Here is a 21,431-nt window from a genome sequence, read left to right on the forward strand (position 1 = left end):
CTCCTAAAATCACTTTATAGATATTAGTATAACAAAAAAAACTGTAAACACAAGTTATTTAACTTATTATTTACAGTTTTTATTATTGATCATAGTACTGTTATTTTTTTAAAGCTGCTAAAAGTAAAGCTATATCATTTCCAGTTACTCCACTTATTCTTGAAGCTTCTCCTATTGAAAGAGGTTTAATCTCTTTTAATCCAGCCTTAGCTATATTTGAAATTCCAACTACAGTATCAAAGTCAAAATTTTCAGGAATAGTTAGTGCTTCTAATTTTTTAAATCTTTCAATCTGTTCTCTTTCTCTTTCAATAAATACCTCATACTTTATCATCGTCTCAATTTGATTTTTTACAAATTCAGGATATTCAGGAATGTGTAATAAATGAGCTAAATCATCGTATGATATCTCTTTAAATTTTAAAAGTTCATTTGCTTGAACTCCTTTAGTTAATCTTTGTTCTGTTCCCTTCTTCTCTAATAATTCATTAGCATCTTTCATAGGAACTTTTGTTTCTTTTATTCTCTCTATCTCTTTATATACATCTTCTCTACATTTTTTTAAATAATTAATCTTATCTTCTGAAACAATTCCTATCTCTTCAGCTTTATCTAATAGTCTCATAAAACCATTGTCAAACCTTAGAGTTAGTCTATACTCTGATCTTGATGGTAAAACTCTATAAGGTTCTGGGGTTTTTTTATGAATAATATCATCAACTAATACTCCTATGTATCCTTCACTTCTATCAAAAATTACAGGCTGTTTATTTAAAGTTTTTCTAGCTGCATTAACTCCTGCAATAAATCCTTGTGTAGCAGCTTCTTCATATCCTGATGTTCCATTTATTTGTCCTGCAAAAAATAATCCTTTTATTTTTTTATTTTCTAAACTTGGATATAATTGTGAAGCTGGTGCATAGTCATACTCTACAGCATATCCATATCTCATTATTTTAGCATTTTCTAGTCCTTTTATAGACTTTAACATTGCTTCCTGTGCAAATGGAGGCATTGCTGTTGTTAAACCATTTACATATAATTCATTTGATTCACTTGACTCTAATTCCAAGAAAATTTGATGATCATATTTATCTGGAAAGTTTAAAACCTTTCTATCTAAAGATGGACAGTGTCTTGGTCCATGTGTTTCTATTATCCCAGAAACTATTGGAGAATATTTTAACATTTCTTTTGTTACATTCAATGTTTCTTCTGATGTATGAGTTAACCATGTTGGTACAACATTATTTTTCTCTTTTTGTGTATATATAGAAAAATATCTTGGATGTTCCTCTCCATAAAGTGGTTTCATAACAGAAAAATCTACAGTTCTTTTATCTATTCTTGGAGGTGTTGCTGTTTGATATCTTTCTAAATGCACACCATTTTTTAATAAACTTTCTGATAATTTTTCAGCTGAATTTTCTCCCATTCTTCCAGCAGGATATTTTACATCTCCAATAACAATTCTACCCTTTAAAAAAGTTCCTGTAGCTAATACTACAGTTTGTGAATAATATTCTATCCCTAAAGCTGTTTTAACACCTTTTATAACTCCATCTTCAACTAAAAGCTCATCTACACTATCTTGTATAATATCTAGATTTTCAGTTTCTTCAAGTAAAGTTTTCATTTTTGTTCTATATAAAAACTTATCTGCTTGCCCTCTTGTTATTCTTGCAGCAGGTCCTTTACTTGTATTTAAATGTTTTAATTGAAGATTATATTGATCAGTATGTCTACCCATTTCTCCACCTAAAACATCAATTTCTGCTACTAAATTACTTTTTCCAGGTCCACCTATTGACGGATTACACGACATCATTCCTATATTATCCAATGCCAATGTAAAAAGCAGAGTTCTTCTATTTAATCTGGCACTTGCTAAAGCTGCTTCAACTCCTGCGTGTCCTCCTCCAACAACTATTACGTCATAATTAAAAGTCATATGTTTCTCCTTTTATTTTTGTCCATATACATAAATAAATATCAAAAAAATTATAGCCACAGACAATAAATCCGTGGCTAATACCTTTTATTTTCCTACACAGAAATTACTAAAAATATGATCTAAAAGATCTTCATTACTAATCTCTCCTGTTACCTCTGACAATGAATCTAATGCTTCTTTTAAATCAACAGCTATTAAATCCATTGGTAATCCCATATCTATTGTTTCAAATATATTCTCCACAGCTTGTTTAGTCTTTTCTAGTGCTGATTTATGTCTAACATTAGTAATAACTAATTTTTCTGAACTATCTTCAACTTGACCAGAGATAACATAATTATATATCTCTTTTTCCATTGAATCTATTCCAATTTTTTCTAATGCAGAAATTTTTATCCATTTTTTTATTTTTGTTAATGGTGTTGTATCTAATTTAGATTCAACATCTGTCTTGTTTATAAGACCTATAACTTTATCAGCATGAATTCTCTCGTGAATTTTTAAATCTTCTTCATCTAATTCTCTAGAATTATCAACAACAAATAGAACTAAATCTGCCTTTTCAATTAACTCTTTTGATTTTTCTACACCTATATTTTCTACTAAATCATCTGTTTTTCTTATTCCTGCAGTATCTACTAAAACTAAAGGAATTCCATTTAGATTAACAACTTCTTCAATAATGTCTCTAGTAGTTCCAGCTATATGAGTTACTATAGCTCTCTCTTCTCTTAGAATAGAGTTTAATAAACTTGACTTTCCTACATTAGGCTTTCCTACAATAGCCGTTTTTACACCTTCTTTAATCATTTTTCCTTTATTATAAGATTTAATTAAAGCATCTGTTGTATTTACAACGTTATGTAAATTTTCAACTAAGTCATGTGGTAATGGATCATCTATTCCCTCTTCAGGATAATCTAAAACTACATTAACATGTGCAGAAACATCTAAAAGTTGTTTTTTTAATATATCAATTTGTTCTCTTAAATCTCCTCTAAGTTGATTTAATGATAATGATATACTTTTATCAGTTTTTCCATGTATTAAATCTATTACAGCTTCAGCTTGAGTCAGATCCAATCTTCCATTCATGAAAGCTCTTCTAGTAAATTCACCTATTTCAGCTATTCTAGCTCCACTTTTTAAAACTAATTCTAAAACTTTTTCTGTAATTAGAAAACCACCATGACAGTTTATTTCTACAATATCTTCTTTTGTATAAGTGTTAGGTCCTTTCATTATTGAAACTAAAACTTCATCTATAATTTCATCTCCATCATAAAGATGACCATAGTTAATGCTAAAGTTTCTAAGTTCACTAACATCTTTTTTTGATATAGGTTTAAATATTTTTGTTAGTATACATAAAGAATCACTTCCCGACATTCTAACAATTCCTATTCCACCTTCTCCTCTTGGAGTTGAAATGGCAGCAATAGTATCAAACATATAACTCACCCCTATTTCTTTTTTCTAATAACAATATATCTTTTAGGGTCTTTTCCTTCGCTATAAGTATCTAATTCTGAATATTTATTAACAACTTCATGTATAATTTTTCTTTCTCTTGGTGGCATTGGATTTAATTTTATTGGTTTAGTAGTTTTCATAGCTTTTTCAGCCATCTTTCTTGCTAAATCTCTTAACGTTACATTTCTTTTTTCTTTAAATCCTTCTACATCAACATCTATTCTAACATCTTTAATCAAAGTATTTAATAGATATTCATAGCTATTTAATGTTTTACCTTTTTTTCCAATAATTATTCCATTATCTTCACCATAAAGGTTTATAACACAATTTCTACCCTCTAATCTTAAAATTTCAACTTCTAATTCAAGTCCCATTTTATTTAATAACTCTTGAGATGTTTTTATTATCTCTTTTTCTCTATTTTCTTTTAATTCTTTTTTTAATTCTTTTTTTTCTTGTTCTGCTTCTATCTTAGTTTCTGATTTCTCTGTAGTTTTTACTACTTCATCTTTTTCTGGACCTGAAATCTTAATCTCTTCAGCTTCTACTTCCCTGCTAACTTCAACTTTATATAATCCATCTTTAGCAAAAAAACCAAAGAACGACTTAGGCTTCTCTAATTCAGTAACTTGAACAACTTGATCAGCAGTAACCTCCAATATCTTTATAGCTCTAGCAATAGCAACTTCTCTATTACTCGCTTTGATTTCAATTATATTTTCCATAACTTTAGTCTTAGTCTCCTTTTTTCATTATGAAATATTGTTGTACTATTCCTACAAAACTTGATGTTAACCAATATACTTGTAATCCTGCTGGCATTTTATAAGATATAAATACCATCATAATTGGGAATATATACATCATCTGTTTCATTTGTGGATTACTATCTGTTCCTGTTAATTTTTGTTGAATAAATGCTACAACTCCATTTAAAACAGGTAATATATAATAAGGATCCGGTTGTAATAAATTCATCCATAAGAATGATTCTGCAGGAACTATTCCTCTTTCAGCTCTTAAAACTCCAAATAATGCCCATAAAATAGGTAATTGAACTAAAAGTGGTAAACACCCTCCAGCCGGATTTACACTTTTCTCTTTGTAAAGTTCCATTGTTTTCTGATTTAATAAATTTTTGTCATGACCATATTTTTCTTTATATTGCTCTAATATTGGTTGAAGTTCTTTCATTTTCTTCATTGACTTGTCTTGTTTTAATGTTAACGGTAATAATATTATTTTTATTAATATCGTTAATCCTATAATAGCTAAACCGAAATTTCCTGTAATTCCATTTATAAACAGTAATATTTGTTCAAATATTTTGTATAAAAATTCCATTTTATTTTTTTCCTCCGTATTTTTTAACTGGTGGCACAGGATCATATCCTCCTTGAGAATATGGATGACACCTTAAAATTCTTAATATTCCTAAATACACTCCTTTAAAAACACCATGTATTTCAATAGCATCATACATGTATTTTGAGCAAGAAGGTTGAAATATGCAATTTTTCCCCAAAAATATTGAAATATATTTTTGATAAAATCTTATTGAAATTAAGATAATTTTTTTCAAAATAAATAGTAAACTATTTTTTAAATAGTTTAGAATTTTTAAGAACACGGTCAAGATCTATTTTCATCTCCTCAAAACTTAAAGTTTTAAATTTTTCTCCAGCTGTTCTTTTAGCAACAAAAATTATGTCATAACCTAAAATTATGTTTTTTTCATTTAAACGACAATACTCTCTAAATAGTCTTTTTAGTCTATTTCTACAAACTGCATTTCCTGTTTTTTTACTTACTACAAATCCAAATCTGTTTTGATCAGTTTCATTTGCTTTAAAAAAAATAAGAGAGTAATATCCAAATGATTTTTTTCCATAATTATAAACATTTTGAAACTCCCTATTTTTTTTTAAATTAATCATAATATTTAACTCCCTAAAATAGTCCTTAAATCTTTAAAAACCCGGTGTTTTAGATCACCGGGTTTTATGCTGATAATACTTTTCTTCCTCTTGCTCTTCTTCTCTTTAATACTTTTCTTCCGTTTTTAGTTGCCATTCTAGCTCTAAATCCGTGATCCTTCTTGTATTTTCTGTTATTTGGCTGATAAGTTCTTTTCATTTTTTCACCTCCTAAAAATATCTATATTTCAGATAAATATTTTAGAAGAAATTTTGAGTTTTGTCAAGTAAATTCTAATAAATAAAAATTTAATCCTAAAAATAAAAAAGAAAATCATATTTTTTAACTTTACACACATAGTTGTTTTTTGTTTTTTGTATAATGTTATATGTACTGACTAAGTTAAAAAAAAAACATATGTTAAGCCCTTAATTTATAAGCGTTTATATAAAAAAAAATATTATTGTGTATATACATTTATAAAAAGTCTTGATTTTATTATGTTTCTTAAAAAGACGAATGAAGAAATATCAATAAAATAAAGGGTTTATAAACAATTAAAAATATTATTGTGTATATACATTTATAAAAAGTCTTGATTTTATTATGTTTCTTAAAAAGATGAATGAAGAAATATCAATAAAATAAAGGGTTTATAAACAATTAAAAATATTATTGATAATATACATTTTATAAAACCTTGATTCTTAAGGATTTTATAATTAAGTAAAATTTAAAAAGCTATATAAATCAAATGTTTATAATAAAATAAAAATATTATTGATAATATACATTTTAAAAACCTTTATTTTTCAATAGTTTTTTAATAAAAAAAATAAAAGACCTTAATGATTATAAGGGGTGGAAAAAAACAAAAAATATTATTGTTAATATACAGAAAAAATGGTATATTATATTACGCTAAATATATTTATTATTGTATATATACATATTTGGTATTATAAAATTATAGAGAGGTTTTTATGGAAAAAAAGGTGAAAAAAGAGAAAGAAGATATTGTAGAAAATTTTAATATAACTTCTACAGGTTCTCTTTTAACAGATATAACAAAAATAGATATAAGGCTTAATCAACTACCAGATATAGAAGTTAGAGAAGTTATAATAAAAGAAACTGGAAATTTTTTAAATTTAAAAGATAATGTTATAAATATACCGGTAGAAATGATTGTTTTTCCATTTTTTACTCCACAAAAGCAAAATAAAAGAGTTAATTTTCAATATTCTTTTGAAGATTTAGGGGTAACAATGTACTGTACATTAGTTGCGAAAGATTCAAAAGATAAGGTTTTTCAACCCTCAATATTTGAAGAAAAAATTTATACGTATTTAATTTCAACATATGAGGCTAAAAAAGATTTGGAAGATGAAGATGAATATATAGAATTTGAAATTTCGGATTTTATAGTAAATTTTTTAGGTAATAAAATGAATAGAACTTATTATACAAAAGTTGAGCAAGCATTGAAAAATTTAAAAAATACAGAATATCAATTCATTGTTTCAAATCATACAAAATTAGGAAAATATAAATTTGAAGATGAAGAGTTTAAACTTTTAACTTATCAAAAATTAAAAAAAGGAAAAAAAATTTATTATAGAGTAACTTTGAATAAAAATATTAGAAAAAAAATTAGTGATAAAAGATACATAAAATATAATTCAAAAGCGTTAATGGAAATTTTAGCAAAAGATCCGATAGCTGGAAGAATTTATAAATATATTAGTAAGATTAGATATGAAAAACAAGAGGATAGAATAAATTTAAGAACAATAGCAGCAATTATTCCATTAAAAACTGAACAAACAACAGAAAGAGTTAATAAAAATGGAGATACAAAAACATATGTTCTTTGTAGAATGAAACAAGTTTTAAAAAGAGTAGAAAAAGCTTATGATATTTTAGTTGAATTAGGATATGTAGAATATTATGATTCATATCAAGATAAAGAGGAAGATACATATTATATAATATATAAATTTAATAGTGAAAAAGATGGAGAATGTCATGTTTCATCATTTATAGAAACAAATAAATCAAATAGGCCAAAAGAAATAACATATTCTAAAGAAAAAGAAAGATATATAGAAAGACCTAATTTTAATAGTGAAGATATAGAAGAAGCTGAAATAATAGAAGCTGTAGAAGAAAAACCTAAAAAAGAAAAAATAGAAAAAGAAATTCTAAAAATAGAAAAAAAATTAGTAGAAAAAAAAGAAATAGTAAAAAAAATAGAAAAGAATAGTGAGTTTATATATCCAGAAGAAGTTATAAAAAATATACAAAAAGCAAAGAAAAATATATATGTTTCAAGATCTTGGGATAAAAGAACAGATACTAAAATTAAGAAGATTTTTATAGAAGAAGGAGAAATTATATTAATTGAGGTTTTAAAAATTATATATAAAAATTTGAATTCAAACATAAAAACAACTTTAGTTCAGTATATAAATGGTGTTCTAAAAAACCTCTTAAGTCAAGAGAGCGATGTATCAAAACAAAACTTAACTCTTTTTAATAATATTGTTAAGGAAAAGGGATTAATTAGTAAAAAGAAGATTAATCAAGCTAGAAGGACAGTAAAAAAACCAGTGATAAATAGCTTAAAAGAATTAATTGATGAAACTGATATATCTGTAGATATTTTAAAGGTTTTTGATGAATATGATGAGTATGAAAAATTAAAAATAGAAGAACAGGCTATTAAACTTTGCTCTTTAGAAGAGAATATTGATGTGAATTTTTTACTTACTATGAAAAGGAAATCAAAAAAAATCTATTTTAATACAATAAAGAAATATATTGAGAGAGTTATAAATGAGTAGATTTAACAAAATGTTTAATATGTTAAATCAGAGTGTATAAAATAGTTAAAATATCATAAAATACACAATTAAAGACTTAAAAATGAACATTTTTTGGCAAAAAAACAATTCAAAATAAAAATTGACAAAATTTTGAAAATTCAGTATTCTATATTAGAATAATAGATTTAAATTTTATGTTTTTATAATAATAAACAATAAATGTAGAAAGGTGAGTAGGATTATGGTAAGTAAAACAGTTGAAATTAAAAACGAAACAGGACTACATACAAGACCTGGTAACGAATTTGTAAGTTTAGCAAAAACATTTACATCTCAAATTGAATTAGAAAATGAAGAAGGAAAAAAAGTAAAGGGAACATCTTTATTAAAATTACTTTCTTTAGGAATTAAAAAAGGTGCAAAAATAACAGTTCATGCTGCAGGAGAAGATGAGAACGAAGCAGTTGAGAAGTTAGCTCACCTACTTGAAAATCTAAAGGACTAATGAATAGGACGATAGTTTAAAGTGTGAGAAGGATGGGGGTGACTCTGTCCTTTTTTTTGTCAAAAAAATTAAATTTTGGGAGAGATAAGATATGAGAAAATTTGTAAAAGGTATAGATGCATCTCCAGGGGTAGCAGTAGGAAAGGTATTTTTATATAAAGAAGAAGAACTTTTTATAGATAAAGGAGAATGCTCAAATGTTGAGATTCAAAAAGAAAAATTAATCGAAGGTAGAGACAAAACAAAAGAGCAGCTATTAAAAATAAGAGAAAAAACAGCAAGACAATTAGGTGAAGATAAAGCTGCGATATTTGATGGACATATAACATTATTAGAGGATGAGGATTTATTTGATGAAGTTATCGAACTAATTGAAGATGAAAAAATAACAGCAGAAAATGCTTTAGAGCAAGGTATCAGCGGATATTGTGATATGTTAGCAAATTTAGAGGATGAGTATTTAAGAGAAAGAGCAGCAGACTTAAGAGATATAGCAAAAAGATGGTTATATAACATTGTAGGAATTGATATTGTGGATCTTTCTTCGCTTCCAGCAAATTCAGTTGTTGTAGCAAGAGATTTAACTCCATCTGATACAGCTCAATTAGATTTAAAAAATGTTGTAGCATTTATAACTGATATTGGAGGAAAAACAGCTCATTCATCTATAATGGCTAGATCTTTAGAAATTCCAGCAGTAGTAGGAACAGGAAATATAACTGAGTTAGTAACAAATGATGCACCAATTGTAGTAGATGCATTGTCTGGAGATGTTATAATTAATCCAACTGAAGAAGATATTGAAAAATATTCTAAAAAAAGAGAGAAATATTTAGAAGAAAAAGAGTTATTAAAACAGTTAAAGGATAAAACAGCTACATCAAAAGATGGAAAAACAGTTGGAGCTTGGGCAAATATTGGATCACCAAAAGATGTTGCAGGAGTTTTAAGAAATGGAGCTAATGGAATAGGACTTTATAGAACAGAATTTTTATTTATGGCAAATGATAGATTTCCAACAGAAGATGAGCAATTTGAAGCATATAAAATTGTTGCTGAGTCAATGAAAGATGAAAATGGAAAATCTTATCCAGTAACAATAAGAACAATGGATATAGGTGGAGACAAATCATTACCTTATATGGAGCTACCACATGAGGAAAATCCGTTCTTAGGATGGAGAGCTCTAAGAATATGCCTAGATAGACCTGAAATCTTAAAAACACAGTTTAGAGCGCTTTTAAGAGCATCAGCATTTGGATATATTAAAATAATGTTACCTATGGTAATTTCAATAGAAGAGTGTAGAAAATCAAAAGCTCTATTAGAAGAGTGTAAAGCTGAATTAAGAGCTGAAGGAATAAAGTTTGATGAAGATATTCAATTAGGAATTATGATTGAAACTCCAGCTACAGCATTTAGAGCTAAGTGGTTTGCACAAGAAGTTGACTTCTTCTCAATAGGAACAAATGACTTAACTCAGTATACGTTAGCAGTAGATAGAGGAAATGAGAGAATATCTCATTTATATGATACATACAACCCTGGGGTTTTAGCAGCAATTAAAGCAGCAATAGATGGAGCTCATGAAGGTGGAATTTCTATATCAATGTGCGGAGAGTTTGCAGGAGAAGCTAGAGCAACAGCTTTATTATTTGGAATGGGATTAGATGCATTCTCAATGTCAGCTATTTCAGTTGCAAGAGTAAAGAAAAATGTAATGGCTATAGACAAAGTTTCAGCAGAAGCTTTAGTTGAAAGAGTAATGTCAATGAGTACAACAGAGGATGTATTAGCAGAAATAGATAAATATAATGAAGAAGTATTAGGATAAATCCTTTAAAAGGTGAAACAAAGTTTCACCTTTTTTTATTTTTAGGGTATACTATTATAAAAAAATAATAGGGAGAGTGGTTATGGGGTTAAAAGATTTTAAAGTAAAAGTTTTTAAAGAGAATATTCTACATAACTATCACTATCTAAAAGAACTTAGAAATAAAGATATAATAGCTGTTGTAAAAGCTAATGCTTATGGTCATGGAATAGAAAATGTAGTTAACTTTTTAGCTGATGCTGGGTGTAGGTATTTTGCCGTGGCAAGAGAGTGTGAAGCTGAAAAAATTTTAAAGTTAAAAATAGCTGATATAAATATAATTATTTTAGAAACTATTGATGAGTTAGAATTTATAAAAAATAATAAAAATGTTCAAATGGTTGTTAATAGTTTAAAAGAATTAAAAGAACTTTTAAAAAATGGGATTTCAACAAAACAACTACATTTGAAATTAGATTTTGGATTTGGAAGAAATGGGGTTATAGAAGAAGACTTTGATAGTTTAAAAAAATTGGTTATAGAAAAAAATTTAAAATTTAAAGGATTTTGTACACATGTATTTGCAGCAGATTATGATGATATGATTTTAATAGAAGAACGTTTTTCTCAAATGTTAATGGAGTTAGGAAAAGAAAGATTTGAAATCATTCATATACAAAATAGTGCAGGAGTGATATCCATAGAAGGTAAAAATTGTACTCATATAAGATGTGGAACAATTCTTTTTGGACTTCAAGAAATAGGTTACTATGATCCTTGTATAAAAAGAGCTTTTAAATTAACAGGAAAAATTTTAGGAGTAAAAAGTTTAAAAGATTTAAAATATATTGGATATGAAAAAAAAGAGAATATAGAGATAGGAAAATATAAAAAAATTGCAAAGATTCGTTTAGGATATGGAGATGGATTTTCAAAAAGAAGCGAAGGTATTATGTCTATAATCAATAATAAAAAGTTTAAAATAGTTCATATTAGCATGGATAGTTCATTTATTTTAGTGGATGATTCAGTAAAAGAGGAGGATTTTGTAGAGATATTTCATGATTTAGAAGAAAGTATAAAACATTTAAAAGTCCCTCATTATGAATTTTTATCTTGTATAAATGATAGAATAAAAAGGGAGCTTATATGACTATAAACAAAAATAAAATTTTATTTTAAAAAAATATTGACATTTTTTTTCAAATAAGATATTATACATCAAACCATCAAGAGAGACTGAGGGACTGGCCCGATGACGTTTCAGCAACCTACCATTAAGGTGTGGTGCTAACTCCAGATAGATGGGAGAAGTAGAAGTCTTGTTTACTTACTCTCATCTTAATTAAAGATTAAGATGGGAGTTTTTTTTATACGGGAGGATAAAATGATTACTTTAGAAAAAGTGAATAAAATTTATAATAATGAGTTTCATGCTGTAAAAGATGTTTCTTTAAAGATTGAGAAAAGTGAAATATTTGGAATTATTGGATTAAGTGGAGCTGGAAAATCCTCTTTAATAAGATTATTTAATGGGTTAGAGCCATTGACAACAGGAAAAATAGAGATTGAAGGAGTAGATTTATCAAAACTTTCAAAAAAAGAACTATTAAATAAAAGAAAAAAAATTGGAATGATATTTCAACATTTTAATTTATTAAAATCTAGGACAGTTAAAGAAAATATAGCATTTCCTTTAGAAATTGATGGTTGGTCAAAAGTAGAAATTGATGTAAGAGTTAAAGAACTTTTAAAGTTAGTAGAACTTGAAGATAAAGAGGAATTTTATCCGACTCAACTCTCTGGAGGACAAAAACAAAGAGTCGCAATAGCTAGAGCCTTAGCTAATAATCCAGATGTTCTCTTATCAGATGAAGCAACATCCGCTTTAGATCCAAAAACTACAAAGTCTATATTAAAATTAATTAAAGATATTCAAAAAAAAATGGGATTAACAGTTGTCTTAATAACTCATCAAATGGAAGTTATTAGAGAAATTTGTGACAGAGTAGCTGTTATGTCAAACGGTGAAGTTGTAGAAACTGGAAAAACATATGAAATATTCTTAAGTCCAAAAACAGAGATTACAAAAGAATTAATATCATATGTTCCACCTCAAGAAAAAGAGGAGATTGATTACATAAAAAAATCTGGAAATAAAGTTATAAAATTAATGTTTTTAGGCTCAGTAGCAGGAGATCCCATATTATCTAAAGCTGTAAAAAAGTTTAATATAGATATAAATGTCTTAGGCGGTGCAATTGATCTTTTATCAACTATGCAGGTAGGGCATTTAATGGTTGAATTAATAGGAGATATGGATAAACAAAATGAAGCAATAGCTTGGTTTCCAAGCTTAGATGTAGGAGTGGAGGTTATTTACGATGGTATTTAATATGCTAGTACAAGCGACGATAGAGACAATATATATGGTTTTATTATCTGCTGTAGTTTCATTAGGAATAGGATTTCCTTGTGGAATTTTAGCAGCAATTACATCAGATGGAAATATATTTGAAAATAGAGGAATAAATAGAATTTTGAATGGAATTATAAACGTGACAAGATCATTTCCGTATATAATTTTAATGATTTTATTATTACCACTATCTAGATTTATAATAGGGACAACAATAGGAAGTACAGCAGCAATAGTACCTTTATCAATATCAGCAGCCCCCTTTGTGGCAAGAATAGTTGAAAACTGTATTTTAGAAGTGGATAAGGGAGTTATAGAAGCAAGTGAAAGTTTAGGAGCTAATAATTTAACAATAATAACTAAAGTAATGATTCCTGAATCATTGTCGTCTTTAATTCAAGGGATTACACTGTTAATTATTAATTTGATCGGATTATCTGCAATGGCTGGAGCCATTGGTGGTGGTGGTTTAGGTGATCTAGCTATTAGATTTGGTTATAATAGATTTAAATTAGATATAATGATTTATTCTGTTTTAGTAATTATAGTTTTAGTTCAAGGAGTTCAATTAGTTGGAAATTTAATATCAAATAGATTGAAAAAAAATGGGAGGTAGTTATGAAGAAATTAGTTTTAGTATTAAGTTTATTAGGATCAGTTATAAGTTTTGGGGCAAAATTAAAAGTAGGAGCTTCTCCGGTGCCACATGCACAACTTTTACAATTAGTAAAAGAGGACTTGAAAAATGAAAATGTAGAGCTAGAAATAGTAGAATTAACAGATTATGTAACTCCAAATTTATTATTGGATTCAAAAGAATTAGATGCAAATTTTTTCCAACATAAACCGTATTTAGAAACTTTCTCTAAAGAAAAAAATTTAAAATTAGTATCAGCAGGTAATGTTCATGTAGAACCCTTAGGAGTTTATTCTAAAAAAGTTAATAAAATAGAAAACTTAAAAAAGGGTGGAATAGTAGCTATTCCAAACGATCCTACAAATGGAGGAAGAGCATTAATACTTTTACATAATAATGGAATTATAAAATTAAAAAATCCAAATGATTTACTAGCTACAGAATTTGATATAGTTGAAAATAAGAATAACTTAAAATTTAAGTCATTAGATGCTGCTCAGATTCCAAGAGCATTAAATGATGTAGATTTAGCAGTAGTAAATGGAAATTATGCTATTGAAGCAGGGCTTAATCCTTTAACAGAAGCTTTAATAATTGAAGGAAAAGAATCACCATATGCTAATTTAGTAGCTGTAAGAGAGGGTGACGAGAAAAGAGAGGATATTCAGAAATTAGTAAAAGCTTTACAAAGTGAAAAGGTAAAAGTTTTTATAGAAAATACTTATAAAGGTGGAGTAGTTCCAGCTTTTTAATAAAAAAAAGTGAGTTTGAACTCACTTTTTTATTTTATATCTAATTTACAAACTTTTTTACATTTGACTTTCTTTTTTGTACAAAATATATCTTCTGAATTGCAATTAGGACAAAAATCTAAATCTTTTTTTAGCGTTGGAATAAAAGTTTGTCCACAAGAATTACATATAAACTGACAATGAGGAGTTTTAAAATCTCCTCCTTTTAGTTGAATTCCGTAACCCATAATTAAAGCTTCAGTTATTTTAACTCTAGCAGAGTTTAAAATATTTTGAAAAGTTTGTCTAGAAACTCCCATTTTTTCTGCGCACTCTTCTTGAGAAAGATTTTCTAAATCTTTAAGTCTAACAGCTTCTAATTCTTCTATTTTTATATTATTAAAATGAATGTTACAATTTTTACTTCCTTCTGGAATAAATTTTGTTTCATTTGGAATAAACTCAACACTTCTAACTTTAGTAGGTCTTGCCATCTTTACTTTCCGCACTTACAGTTACAAGAATGCCCATGCCCATGATGGTGATCATGGTGATGATCATGACTATTACACACTGCTTCTCCATTAACTAGGATATGTTTAAAGAATCCATCAGCTATATCATCACAAAATCCTTCTAGTCCAGAAAAAACTTTAATATTAAGAGATTTTAAGTTATTTAAAGCTCCTTCACCAATTCCACCACAAGCTACAAATTGAACATCTAAATCTTTTAATTGTTCAGGGATAGCTCCATGACCCTTACTTTCATGATATTCTTTGTTATTACCATCGTAAACAAAAAATCCTTTTGCTCTTCCAAAATGTTGACTAATTTTGTTATTTTCAGCGACAACTGCAATTTTCATAAAAACACCTCTTTTTTAGTTATTGGCATATGCTATAATTAATATTAAGTTTTTTTATAAAAAAAGTCAAGAATTATTTTTTTAAAATTGACTGTTACGATTATTTTTGATAATATACATATATAAAAATAGTATAAATTAAAAGGGAGTACAATGAAAACCGATTTGTTAGTAATAAAAGATGAGTTGAGAAAATATGCTAAAACAATATCAAAGCTATTTTCTATGGATGTAGGTATTTGTGATAAAAATCTTATAAGAATAACGGGAAGTGGACCTCAAAAGATAGGTGAAAAAATAAAAGGGAGAGCTAATAAAAAAACATTAGAAACTAAAGAGACAACAGTTATTTTAAATCCTAGAGAGGATGAAATTTGTAATGGTTGTTCAGAAAAAAAATGTTGCTTAGAAGTTCTTGAAATATCAACGCCTATAATGTATGAAGGCAAAATAATCGGTTTAATTAGTTTAGTTTCTTTTGATGAGAATCAAAAGAAAAGAGTTTTAGAAAATTTAAAAAATTATTTAGATTTTGTTGAACAAATGGCTGAATTAATTAGTGTAAGATTTATTGAATACAATGAAAATCTAGAAAAAACAGAGAGAGAAAATATACTTTCAACAATTTTAAATACTATACAAAAGGGTGTTTTAAGATTTAATAGTGCTGGAATCATAACAAGTGCTAATAATTTTGCTTTAAAAAAAATAGATTTAGATAGTAGTGTAGTTGGAAAAAAACTAAACTTAAGCTTTCAAAATGATTTTTTAATGGAAGAAGAAGTTTATAAACTAGAAGTTGAAGAAAAAGAATTAAATGTCTTGGGAAAGATATTACCTTTTGAAGCTTTTGGAAAAAATGAAAAAATTTTTATTTTTGATGATATGACTAAGGTAAACGATGGAATAAGAGGCTTAGTTGAAACATCTAATAGTGTTTCATTAAAAAATATAATTGGAGAATCACAATTTACTAATTTATTAAAAGAACGTATAAAACATGTAGCTCCATCAAAATCAACAGTTTTAATAACAGGAGAAAGCGGAACAGGAAAAGAGTTAGTTGCAAGAGCTTTACATTATCATAGTTCAAGGCGAAATGCTCCATTTGTTGTTATAAATTGTGCGGCAATTCCAGAATCTCTTTTAGAAAGTGAACTTTTTGGATATGTAAGAGGTGCTTTTACAGGAGCAGACAAAAATGGTCGTATGGGAAAATTTGAATTAGCAAATGGAGGAGTAATATTTTTAGATGAAATTGGAGATATGCCATTATACTTACAGGCAAAAATATTAAGAGTTCTTCAAGAACGGAAAGTAACAAGAGTCGGTTCAAATAGAAATATAGAATTAGATATTAGAATTATTGCAGCAACAAATGTAGATTTAGAGAAAAAAATAGCAGAAAAAGAATTTAGAGAAGATTTATATTATAGATTAAAAGTAATTCCTTTTGAAATAGCACCTTTAAGGGATAGAAAAGAGGATATTTTACCAATAACTAGAAACTTAATTAAAAAATATAATAAGATAACAGAAAAGTATATTAGTTTTATTGATATAGAAGTAGAAAAATTATTTTTGAAATATTCGTGGCCTGGAAATATAAGAGAACTAGAAAATGTTGTAGAATTTATGTTTAATCTTTCAGATAATAGTGATATTCTTAGTTTATCAACTATACCAGATAAATTATTAGAAAATAAATCTATAAGTAATGCTTTCAAAAAAAGTGATGAAAAATTTGAGGATAACTTAGAAATAGAAGAGTTTCATGAAATTGAGAAACGATATATAAAAAAAGCATTGGAATTATTTGGTAAAGATACTGAAGCAAAGAAAAATATTGCTAATAAAATGGGTATAGGTTTAACAACATTATATAGGAAAATTCAAAAATACAAGCTATAAATTTTCAAAATGAAAAAAAGTTTTTTTCAAAATGAAAAATTTTTCAAAATGAAAAAAAGTAAAATTAAATTATATCAAATTTTGTTAAATAATATTAAATAAATATAGAAAATAAAACAAAAAAATTAAAAAAAATACAATTTTATAAAAATAATATCTATTGGAATGAAAATTGCTTATTATATACTTGTATATTGTAAAATTTAAAGAAGTATTTTAAGGAGGCATTAAAAATGATGGTAGATAAGATTTTAAGTATTTTAAATGAAGAGATAGTTCCAGCAGAAGGGTGTACAGAGCCAATAGCTTTAGCATATATAGGAAGTAAATTAACGACAATATTAGGTGGAGTACCTGAAAAAATAGATATTGCTTTGTCAGGAAATTTAATAAAAAATGTTAAAAGTGTAAAAATACCAAATTCTAATGGAATGGTAGGAATAGAGGCAGCGGTTGCTTTAGGAACAATTTTAGGAGACTCTAGAAAAGAGTTAATGGTTATATCTGATGTTGATAAAACAAGATTAAATGAAGTTCAAGAGTATTTAGATAATAAAAAAGTTGTAGCTACAAAAATAGAAGGAGATGTAAAACTTCATATGAGAGCTACAGGAATTTTAGGAAAAGATACTGTAACAATAGAGATTAAAGATTATCATACAAATATTGTAAAAATAGAAAAAAATGGTGAAGTGATAAAGGGATTATCATGTGATGAAGTTGTAACAGGAGATACAATGACAGATAAGAGTTTTTTAACTGTAGAGTTAATTCATGATTTAGCTAAAACAATTGATTTATCTCTGATTGCTCCAATTTTTGAAAAAGTTATAGCTTATAATTCAGCTATAGCAAATGAAGGATTAAAAAATGATTATGGAATAGGAATGGGTAAAAGTTTATATGAAGGTATGCAGGAAGGGATTTATGGAAAAGATTTAAAAAATAAAATGGTAAGTTTTACAAGTGCTGGAAGCGACGCTAGAATGAATGGTTGTTCTATGCCTGTAATGACTACTAGTGGTAGTGGAAATCAAGGAATGTCAGCTTCATTACCTGTTATAAAATATTGTGAGGAAAAAGGATTAAGTCATGAACAACTATTAAGAGGATTATTTTTCTCTCATTTAACAACAATTCATATAAAATCAAACGTAGGAAGATTATCAGCTTATTGTGGAGTTGTTTGTGCTGGTGGAGGAGTTGCAGGAGCATTGGCATTTTTAGATGGAATGCCTTTAGACAGAATAGATTCAGCAATAGAAACAACATTAGCAACATTATCAGGAATGCTATGTGATGGTGCTAAAAGCTCATGTGCTACAAAAATAGCTAGCTCAGTAGGAATGGCTTTTGATTCATACTTCTTATCAAAAAAGAAAAGAAATTTTGAGTATGGAGAAGGTATTGTTGGAAAAGATGTAGAAGCAACATTAGCAAATGTAAAAGTTTTAGCTCAAGAGGGATTAAGAAAAACTGATGAAGTTGTTTTAGAAATAATGTTAAATAACTAGTTTATTAAGATAGATTTTTAGGAGGAGAAATGAAAATAATAATTATCGGTGGAGTTGCCGCTGGAATGTCAGCAGCAGCAAAAGCAAGTAGATTAAATAAGGAAGCTGAATTAGTAATCTATGAAAAAACTGAAGTTGTTTCATGGGGAGCATGTGGACTTCCATATTATGTTGGAAACTTTTTTGAAAGTCCAAATAATATGATTGCAAGACCTGTAGAGAAATTTATTGAAGCAGGAATGAATATTAAAATTAAACATGAAGTTATAGCTATTGATATTGAGAAAAAAGAGATAACTGTTAAAAATTTAGAAACAGGAGATATCTTTAATGATAACTATGATAAATTAATGGTAGCTACTGGAGCTCATGCAATAATGCCACCAATTAAAAACTTATCTACTAAAGGTGTTTATACTTTAAAAGATTATACAGATGGAATTATCTTAAAAGAAGAGATGCTAAAAGATGAAAATCAAGATATAATTATAGTTGGAGCTGGATATATTGGACTTGAAGTAGCAGAGGCAGCTAAACATTTAGGAAAAAGAAGTGTTAGAATAATTCAATTAGGTGATAGAGTTCTTTTAGAAAGTTTTGATAAAGAGATAACTGATGTTATGGAAGAGGAAATAAGAACTCACGAAGGTGTAGAACTGCACTTAGAAGAGATTGTACAAGAGATTGTAGAGGAAAATGGAAAAGTTGTAAAAGTAAAAACTAACAAAGGTGAATACCCAGCTGATATAGTTGTTGTATCAACAGGAGTAAGACCGAATACAGCTTTCTTAAAAGAAACAGGAATTGAAATGTTAGGAAATGGAGCTTTAGTAATAGATAACCATGGAAGAACAAGTATTGATTCAATCTACTCAGCAGGAGATTGTGCAACAGTTCCTCATTTAGTAAGAAAAGAAAATGTGTATATTCCTCTTGCAACAACTGCTAATAAAATTGGTAGAATAGTTGGAGAAAACTTAGCTGGAATAGAAACTGAGTTCCAAGGAACTTTAGGATCAGCAGCAGTAAAAGTTATGGATGTAGAGGCTGGAAGAACTGGAATAACAGAATCTGAAGCAATAAAAATGGGAATAAACTATAAAACTGTATTTATAAAAGATAAGAATCAAACTAACTACTATCCAGGTAGAGAGGATATATTTGTAAAACTTATATATGATGCAGATACAAGAGTTCTTTTAGGAGGACAAATTGCAGGTAAAAAAGGTGCAGTTTTAAGAGTAGACTCTTTAGCAACAGCGATTTATGCTAAGTTAACAGTAGATGAGATTGGAATGATGGATTTCTGTTACGCACCACCATTTGCAAGAACATGGGATGTAATGAATGTAGCTGGAAATGTAGCAAAATAATATTGGCTTCAATAAAAATTAAAATATAGAAACGGGAGAAAAAAAAACAATGAACAATGTATTTTTTGAACAATTTTTAATGATTAGTGATTTGAAAACTGTTGGATTCTTAGTAGCTTTATTAGTAATTTTATTTCTAATAAATATGTTACCAAAGAAAAAATTTAACTTTTCAGCAAAAGTTATGGTTGCAACAGTGGTTGGTTTAATTTTAGGATTAGCAATTCAATTTGTAGCTGGATTCCCAGAGGATCCAATGAACTTAACATTTGTAAAAGAGACAACACTATGGTACAGCTTACTTGGTGGAGGATTTATCTCTTTAATTAGAATGTTAGTTATTCCATTAGTTATGGTATCTATTATACATGTTATTATAAACATGAAAGAGGATGCGAATTTAGGAGATTTAGTAAAGAGAAGTTTAATCATTACTTTAGTAATGGTTGCAATTTCTGTAGGTGTAGGATTACTTTTAGGAAATCTATTTGAAGTTGGAAAAGTTTCAACTGATGCAGCACAAGCTGTAGCAACAGAGGGTGGAAGAAAAATCAGAGAGGTTAGCAACATTGTTGATACATTAAAAGCTCTTATTCCTTCGAATCCAGTAGAAGCAATGGTTAAGTTAAACATCGTTGGATTAGTTATATTCTCAGCAGTTGTTGGAGTAGCAGCAAAGAGAATGTCAAAGAAATATATGGATACTGTAAAGCCATTCTTTGATTTAATAAATGCTTCTCAAAAGATTATAGTATCAATGGCAATGAGTATTATTAGATGGATGCCTTTAGCAGTAGTACCATTATTAGCAAACACAATTGCACAAAAAGGTATTGGAGCAATAGCAGAAGTAGGAAAATTCATAGCAGTTTTATACTTAGCAACAGCAGTTATGTTTGTAATACAGATGATAGCAGTATCATTCTTTGGATTAAATCCATTTACATATGTAAAGAAAAGTATCTCTTTAATGATTTTAGCATTTACATCTAGATCAAGTGTTGGATGTTTACCAGTAACAATTTCAACATTAACTAATAAACTAGGTGTTAGTGAATCAACAGCAAGTTTTGTTGCAAGTTTTGGTACAACAGCAGGAATGCAAGGTTGTGCAGGAATATTCCCAGCATTAACAATTGTATTTGTTACAAATATGAGTGGACATCCAATTGATGCAACATTAATAGTAATGTCTATAATTGTTGTGGCAATTAGTTCATTAGGAATTGCAGGAATTCCAGGAACAGCAACAATGGCAGCTTCAGTTGCTTTATCAGGAACTGGATTAGCAGCTATGTTCCCTCTAATTAACCCAATCTTAGCAATCGATCCTATTATCGATATGCCAAGAACAATGTTAAACGTAATTGGATCAGTTACAAACGCATTAATGGTTGATAAGAGTTTAGGAAACTTAAATCATGAAGTTTATCAAGATGCAGAAGCAGGAAATGAAGCAAACTCTTCTGAGATTGAGTAATAATA

20 protein-coding genes and 1 riboswitch are annotated in these 21,431 nt (G+C 27.7%); of the genes, 11 read left to right on the forward strand and 9 right to left on the reverse strand.

Annotated features, from left to right (window positions below):
• Positions 1–100 precede the first annotated feature (100 nt).
• The 7 genes from mnmG to rpmH form a co-directional block, all read right to left on the reverse strand.
• Positions 101–1,951, reverse strand: coding sequence for a tRNA uridine-5-carboxymethylaminomethyl(34) synthesis enzyme MnmG (gene mnmG / locus NON08_RS05235; protein WP_256690377.1), 1,851 nt, complete (start codon positions 1,949–1,951; stop codon positions 101–103).
• Positions 1,952–2,038: 87 nt separating this feature from the next.
• A complete protein-coding gene (gene mnmE / locus NON08_RS05240; protein ID WP_256690379.1) occupies positions 2,039–3,406 on the reverse strand; it encodes a tRNA uridine-5-carboxymethylaminomethyl(34) synthesis GTPase MnmE in 1,368 nt (455 codons plus the stop codon).
• A gap of 11 nt (positions 3,407–3,417) precedes the next feature.
• The gene (locus tag NON08_RS05245) at positions 3,418–4,155 is read right to left on the reverse strand and encodes a protein jag (protein WP_256690382.1); all 738 of its coding nucleotides are present in this window, start codon (positions 4,153–4,155) and stop codon (positions 3,418–3,420) included.
• Between the two features lie 10 nt (positions 4,156–4,165).
• Positions 4,166–4,774: a YidC/Oxa1 family membrane protein insertase gene (locus NON08_RS05250; protein ID WP_256690383.1), complete on the reverse strand. Its 609-nt coding sequence runs from the start codon at positions 4,772–4,774 to the stop codon at positions 4,166–4,168.
• A 1-nt stretch (position 4,775) separates the two neighbouring features.
• Positions 4,776–5,012: a membrane protein insertion efficiency factor YidD gene (gene yidD, locus NON08_RS05255; RefSeq protein ID WP_256690384.1), complete on the reverse strand. Its 237-nt coding sequence runs from the start codon at positions 5,010–5,012 to the stop codon at positions 4,776–4,778.
• Between the two features lie 13 nt (positions 5,013–5,025).
• On the reverse strand, positions 5,026–5,367 hold the full coding sequence (gene rnpA / locus NON08_RS05260) for a ribonuclease P protein component (RefSeq protein WP_256690386.1): 342 nt from the start codon (positions 5,365–5,367) through the stop codon (positions 5,026–5,028).
• A 64-nt stretch (positions 5,368–5,431) separates the two neighbouring features.
• Entirely contained in the window at positions 5,432–5,566 is a 135-nt protein-coding gene (gene rpmH / locus NON08_RS05265) for a 50S ribosomal protein L34 (RefSeq protein ID WP_023050045.1), read from the reverse strand.
• A 764-nt stretch (positions 5,567–6,330) separates the two neighbouring features.
• On the opposite strand from rpmH, the gene NON08_RS05270 reads away from it, so the two are divergent.
• The 7 genes from NON08_RS05270 (at position 6,331) to NON08_RS05300 (ending at position 14,301) form a co-directional block, all read left to right on the forward strand.
• Entirely contained in the window at positions 6,331–8,193 is a 1,863-nt protein-coding gene (locus NON08_RS05270) for a replication initiator protein A (RefSeq protein ID WP_256690387.1), read from the forward strand.
• A gap of 223 nt (positions 8,194–8,416) precedes the next feature.
• The gene (locus NON08_RS05275; protein ID WP_023050032.1) at positions 8,417–8,680 is read left to right on the forward strand and encodes an HPr family phosphocarrier protein; all 264 of its coding nucleotides are present in this window, start codon (positions 8,417–8,419) and stop codon (positions 8,678–8,680) included.
• 91 nt (positions 8,681–8,771) lie between these two features.
• Positions 8,772–10,514 (forward strand): phosphoenolpyruvate--protein phosphotransferase, encoded by a 1,743-nt coding sequence (gene ptsP / locus NON08_RS05280; RefSeq protein ID WP_256690388.1) that lies wholly within the window; start codon positions 8,772–8,774, stop codon positions 10,512–10,514.
• Positions 10,515–10,596: 82 nt separating this feature from the next.
• Positions 10,597–11,646: an alanine racemase gene (locus NON08_RS05285; RefSeq protein WP_256690389.1), complete on the forward strand. Its 1,050-nt coding sequence runs from the start codon at positions 10,597–10,599 to the stop codon at positions 11,644–11,646.
• A gap of 70 nt (positions 11,647–11,716) precedes the next feature.
• A riboswitch (SAM riboswitch) is annotated at positions 11,717–11,804 on the forward strand.
• A 76-nt stretch (positions 11,805–11,880) separates the two neighbouring features.
• Positions 11,881–12,888, forward strand: coding sequence for a methionine ABC transporter ATP-binding protein (locus NON08_RS05290; protein ID WP_256690390.1), 1,008 nt, complete (start codon positions 11,881–11,883; stop codon positions 12,886–12,888).
• Positions 12,878–13,528, forward strand: a complete 651-nt coding sequence (locus NON08_RS05295; RefSeq protein ID WP_256690391.1) for a methionine ABC transporter permease — start codon at positions 12,878–12,880, stop codon at positions 13,526–13,528. Before NON08_RS05290 ends, NON08_RS05295 begins: the two co-directional genes overlap by 11 nt.
• A gap of 2 nt (positions 13,529–13,530) precedes the next feature.
• Positions 13,531–14,301, forward strand: a complete 771-nt coding sequence (locus NON08_RS05300) for a MetQ/NlpA family ABC transporter substrate-binding protein (RefSeq protein WP_256690392.1) — start codon at positions 13,531–13,533, stop codon at positions 14,299–14,301.
• A gap of 29 nt (positions 14,302–14,330) precedes the next feature.
• On the opposite strand, the gene NON08_RS05305 is transcribed toward NON08_RS05300, so the two are convergent.
• Together NON08_RS05305 and NON08_RS05310 are read right to left on the reverse strand one after the other, a co-directional pair.
• Positions 14,331–14,774 carry a DUF134 domain-containing protein gene (locus NON08_RS05305; RefSeq protein ID WP_256690393.1) on the reverse strand — a complete coding sequence of 148 codons (444 nt, stop codon included), beginning with the start codon at positions 14,772–14,774 and terminating at the stop codon, positions 14,331–14,333.
• Between the two features lie 2 nt (positions 14,775–14,776).
• Entirely contained in the window at positions 14,777–15,148 is a 372-nt protein-coding gene (locus NON08_RS05310) for a NifB/NifX family molybdenum-iron cluster-binding protein (protein ID WP_256690394.1), read from the reverse strand.
• A 153-nt stretch (positions 15,149–15,301) separates the two neighbouring features.
• On the opposite strand from NON08_RS05310, the gene NON08_RS05315 reads away from it, so the two are divergent.
• The 4 genes from NON08_RS05315 to NON08_RS05330 all read left to right on the forward strand — a co-directional run bounded on the left by NON08_RS05315 (position 15,302) and on the right by NON08_RS05330 (position 21,426).
• Positions 15,302–17,059 carry a sigma-54 interaction domain-containing protein gene (locus NON08_RS05315; RefSeq protein WP_256690395.1) on the forward strand — a complete coding sequence of 586 codons (1,758 nt, stop codon included), beginning with the start codon at positions 15,302–15,304 and terminating at the stop codon, positions 17,057–17,059.
• Between the two features lie 233 nt (positions 17,060–17,292).
• Positions 17,293–18,573 (forward strand): serine dehydratase subunit alpha family protein, encoded by a 1,281-nt coding sequence (locus NON08_RS05320; protein ID WP_256690396.1) that lies wholly within the window; start codon positions 17,293–17,295, stop codon positions 18,571–18,573.
• A 29-nt stretch (positions 18,574–18,602) separates the two neighbouring features.
• The gene (locus tag NON08_RS05325) at positions 18,603–19,946 is read left to right on the forward strand and encodes a CoA-disulfide reductase (RefSeq protein WP_256690397.1); all 1,344 of its coding nucleotides are present in this window, start codon (positions 18,603–18,605) and stop codon (positions 19,944–19,946) included.
• Between the two features lie 49 nt (positions 19,947–19,995).
• Positions 19,996–21,426, forward strand: a complete 1,431-nt coding sequence (locus NON08_RS05330) for a cation:dicarboxylate symporter family transporter (protein WP_256690398.1) — start codon at positions 19,996–19,998, stop codon at positions 21,424–21,426.
• The last annotated feature ends 5 nt before the right edge of the window (positions 21,427–21,431 follow it).

Source organism: Cetobacterium sp. NK01 (assembly GCF_024506395.1).
GTDB lineage: Bacteria > Fusobacteriota > Fusobacteriia > Fusobacteriales > Fusobacteriaceae > Cetobacterium_A > Cetobacterium_A somerae_A.